Origin of the sequence: Desulfobacterium sp. N47, from assembly GCF_051233685.1 — a bacterium.
Taxonomy (GTDB): Bacteria; Desulfobacterota; Desulfobacteria; order Desulfobacterales; family RPRI01; genus RPRI01.
Genome location: NZ_JBAMMY010000169.1, coordinates 1 through 4,481, shown reverse-complemented (window position 1 = coordinate 4,481; position 4,481 = coordinate 1). Strand labels below are relative to the sequence as shown.

General features: G+C 41.6%; 4 protein-coding genes and 1 pseudogene. All 5 read left to right on the top strand.

Annotated features, from left to right (window positions below; all coding sequences use genetic code 11):
- The first annotated feature begins 210 nt into the window (after positions 1–210).
- A complete protein-coding gene (locus tag VXK47_RS10890) occupies positions 211–399 on the top strand; it encodes a hypothetical protein (RefSeq protein ID WP_435548808.1) in 189 nt (62 codons plus the stop codon).
- 195 nt (positions 400–594) lie between these two features.
- Positions 595–1,308 (top strand): cytochrome c3 family protein, encoded by a 714-nt coding sequence (gene qrcA / locus VXK47_RS10885; RefSeq protein WP_435548807.1) that lies wholly within the window; start codon positions 595–597, stop codon positions 1,306–1,308.
- A gap of 15 nt (positions 1,309–1,323) precedes the next feature.
- Positions 1,324–3,465: a molybdopterin-containing oxidoreductase family protein gene (gene qrcB, locus VXK47_RS10880; protein ID WP_435548806.1), complete on the top strand. Its 2,142-nt coding sequence runs from the start codon at positions 1,324–1,326 to the stop codon at positions 3,463–3,465.
- A 17-nt stretch (positions 3,466–3,482) separates the two neighbouring features.
- The gene (gene qrcC / locus VXK47_RS10875; RefSeq protein WP_435548805.1) at positions 3,483–4,262 is read left to right on the top strand and encodes a 4Fe-4S dicluster domain-containing protein; all 780 of its coding nucleotides are present in this window, start codon (positions 3,483–3,485) and stop codon (positions 4,260–4,262) included.
- A 34-nt stretch (positions 4,263–4,296) separates the two neighbouring features.
- Positions 4,297–4,481 (top strand): annotated as a pseudogene (locus tag VXK47_RS10870) (menaquinone reductase integral membrane subunit QrcD); the annotation flags it as partial.

Genomic DNA, 4,481 nt, shown 5'->3' with positions numbered 1-4,481 from the left:
GTGCGTCCGGTTGTTGAGAAAATATCGCAAAAACTTGATTCACAATCGGATGCCAATGATTTGAATGGTAGTAATTTAATAAACTGCCATCAGCTATCCGGCTGACTTTAAAAAAACTATGACTTTCCGTTCAGACACTATCTATCATGTCTTGAATCGGATTACCCATACTTTTTAGCGAGGAGCCAACTTTTAGGAGAAGGGCATTCATTGAATCATTTAAAAGAAGTTCTTGGAGTAAAATCAAGTACGGTCAGCCGCTGGCTTAAAATTGCTTCCGAGCGTATTGTGGAAACAAAATTGCTGCTTAAACATGAGCTAAATATGTCAGATGAAAATATTGCCGCTTTATTGGCCAGCCTAAAAAATATTTCAATTAAATCAAAAACAATAAAATGATTATAGAGAAAAATAATTTTTTTTAAAGAATTTGCATGTGTATCTTAATGCCTTCACGGATTTTCATGAATTTGAAAATTTCTTGACAAGAATTATCTCACAGAGTAGGCATTTGTTGTATTAAATTGAATAAATAATAAAAATAAATACACATTCCCCGACAGGGACTATAAACGTTGGTATGACGGAGTGAAAATGAGCGAAACGGACGATAAGACTAAAAAAGTTTATACCAAAGCAGAACAAGAAGGTATTAAAACATCGTCTATGAAAGCGGTTAAAAAGAGGCGGAAAGAATTTAAACTTGGATCTGGTATCCTTTTTTTTATAACCGGTTTTGTTGTAAGTCTTATAATAGGATGGGTTGTTTTCCCAAAACTTCTTTATTCAAAGAAAGAGCAACCTGTTGATTTTAATCATGCTCTTCATATCGGGCAGGTAGATAATGGCTGTGAGAGTTGCCATATTTTCCGGGAAGATGGCAGCTTTGCGGGGGTTCCCAGGCTTGCACAATGTCTGGACTGTCACCAGGAAGTGCAGGGCGATAGTCCAGGCGAGAAAGTATTTGTTGAAGAATATGTTTTGAAGGAGAAAGAAGTTCCGTGGCTAATTTATTCAAAGCAGCCGGACTGTGTTTTCTTCTCCCATACTGCACATGTTAAAAAAGCCAAAATGGAGTGCGCTGTCTGCCATGGGCCAATGGGAGAATCAAAAAGTTTGAAAACATATGAACAAAACAGGATCACGGGTTACAGCCGTGATATCTGGGGAAAGAGCATTGCCGGAAACAAGGAGAATTCCTGGGACAGGATGAAGATGGATGATTGCGCAAAATGCCATGAAAAGGAAACCGGCGGGAAGTCAAGTGTCCAAACCGGTAAAGAGGCATGTTTTGTGTGTCATAAGTAATAAGAGGAAAAACTCATGAATATGGACAGAAGAGCTTTCTTGTCGCTTGGAATCGGCAGTGCAGCCGGTATTATGCTTTCACCATTGCCCTGGAAGCTGATGGATGACAGCGCAATATGGACTCAGGCATGGCCATGGACTCCTGTGCCGCCTAAAGGTGAAGCAACTTATGTTAATTCGGCATGCACACTATGTCCGGGCGGCTGTGGAATTTCTGTGAGAAAGATTAATGGCCGGGCTGTTAAAATAGAAGGCATAAAAGGGCATCCTGTAAATGACGGAGGAATTTGTGCTTTGGGACTTTCGGGATTGCAGCTTCTCTATGGCCCTGCCCGTATAAAATCTCCGCTTAAAAGAGTTGGTGAAAGAGGAGCCGGAAAATGGAGCGCAATATCCTGGGAAGAAGCGATTGCAGAAGTTGCGCAAAAGCTTGGGGATTTAAGAAAAAACGGAGAATCAGGCTCTGTTTCCTGCATTTCCGGTAAAGATAATGGTACTGTGCCTGCGCTTTTTAAAAGATTTCTTTCGGTGTGCGGTTCTTCAGGTTTTATGAAGATGCCTTCTGTTGCGGATTCTTATGGGCTTGCAGTTTTTCGTTCTTCAGGGCTAAAAGCACAACTTGCCTTTGATATCAAAAATTCCGGTTATATCTTAAGTTTTGGAAGCGGAATTGTTGAAGGCTGGGGATCACCGGTTCACATGATCCGGGCAAACAGCATTTTCCGTAAGGCCGGTGGCAAGATCATGCAGATTGAACCCCGCCTTTCAAATACTGCCGCAAAATCAGATAAATGGATTCCCATTAATCCGGGAACCGAATACGCCCTTGCACTTGGTATCGCAAATGTGATTATTGCAAAATCACTCTTTAACAAAGATTTTACATATAATAATACTTCAGGGTTTGCAGAATTCGCCGCATTTGTTCAATCTTTCTATTCGCCTGACAATGTTGAAAATATTACTGGAATTAAGAAAGAAACTATCGAAGCCATTGCACTTGAATTTGCAGCTGCCGCAAAACCGCTTGCAGTCTGCGGAAGAGGGCAGGGCAGAGCGCAGAGTTCGCTGGGTGAAATCATGGCGGTACAGGCGTTAAATGCACTTGTTGGGAACATAAACAAAAAAGGAGGCGTTTTCATCTTTTCCGGTCCCGGATATTTTTCATTGCCCGGTTTTGCGGATCAGGCAGCAAAGCCTGCCAATAGTTTTGCAGATAATGTTAACTCAGGAAAATACACTGCTAATGTTCTTTTCGTTTATGAATCAAATCCTTTATATTCTTTGGCCGATTCAAATTCCGTAAGGAAAGCTTTTGCAAAGATTCCTTTTATTGTAAGTTTTTCATCATTTATGGATGAGACTGCAACAAATTCGGATCTTATTTTGCCCAACCATGTTTATCTTGAGCGTTATGAGGATGTTTATGCCGCATCACTTCAAAAACCTGTTGTCAGCCTTTCAAGCCCGGTTATAAACCCGCAGTTTGATACAAAACATGCCGGAGATGCAATCCTTCAGATAGCAAAGAAAATGGGTTCTCCTGTTGCAAACTCTTTTATGTGGAACAGTTATGATTCTTATCTGGAAGAAGCTTTTGGCGATAACTGGAAAGTACTTTCGGAGCAAGGGTTTATGGAAGACAGAGCGCTAACACCTGCAGCGCTTGAAACAACATCAATAAAATTTGATTTTAAAGCAGGATTTTCCGATTTCAAAAGTTTGTATACTGTTCTTGCTGCCGAGGGTGAGCCGGATAAATATCCGCTTTTTCTTATCCCCTATGATTCTTTGAGGATTGCAAGCGGATATATAGGTGATCCGCCTTTTGCTGTAAAAACGGTTGAGGATACCATGCTAAAAGGCAATGATGGTTTTGTTGAAATAAATCCTATTACCGCAAAAGCATTAGGATTTTTGGATGAAAACTATGCAATAATTGAAACTGTCAGAGGAAAGGCAAAGGTTAAAATACATCTGTTTGAGGGAATTATGCCGGGTCTTGTAGCTATGCCGAGGGGACTTGGCCACAGCGCATATGACAATTATCTCGCCGGCAAGGGCGTTAATGTTAATGAACTTATCGGTGGTCCGGAAGATCCGGCTTCCGGTCTTGATGCGGGTTGGGGAATAAGGGCCTGTCTGATCAAAGCCTGATAAAGCATGAGGTTTGAATGAAAGAAGAAAATAATCATAAAAATGCTAAAAAATTTGGAATGGTAATTGATCTGGACAAATGCACCGGCTGCGGGTCCTGCATGGTTGCCTGTATGGCTGAAAATAATGTTCCATTCAGGGAAGATGAATCTAAAAAGCTTCTCAGTATAACATGGATGAGGGTTTACAAACTTACAAACGGCAAATCATATCCTGATACCGATATTTGTTATCTTCCAAGACCCTGCCAGCACTGCGCAGGAAAAGGGAATGACGGACATTCGCCCTGTGTTTCCGTTTGTCCTGCAACGGCTACCGACTACAACAAGGAAACGGGAATTGTAAGCCAGATTTATACGAGATGCTTCGGCTGCCGGTATTGCATGGCCGCATGTCCTTATCATGCAAGGTATTTTAACTGGTGGGATCCTGTTTGGCCCAAAGGGATGGAAAACTACTTAAGCCCGGATGTCTCCGTTCGCATGAGAGGAGTTGTAGAAAAATGCACTTTTTGTTTTCACAGGTATCAGCTCGCTAAAGACAAAGCTTATTACGAGGGCCGCAGCGAGATAGAAGAAAATGAATACCAGACGGCTTGCGCGGAGGCGTGTCCTGCCGGGGCGATTACATTCGGGGATCTTAATAATCCGGATCATGCGGTTTACGAACTTAAAAAAAATAAAAACGCCTTCCGGCTTCTTGAAAGACTTCAGACAAATCCCAAGATTTATTATCTTTCAAGCAAAAAGTGGGTTAGAGACGCAGGTGACAATTATCTTAAAAACGAAAAGAACTAATCGGTAATATTACAGATATCAAGGTATAAAATTTATGGATTCAAAGATTATATCCGGGGAACTTAAGCGCTGTCCGGCATGGCAGTTTGCTCTGTGGATAAGTGCGGCAGGCACTGTGCTGTTATGGGGTGTTTATGCAATGTTTCTTTGCTGGTTTAAGGGACTTAACCAGACCAACATGAATGACTCGTATGGATTTGCTTTATGGATCTGGGCCGA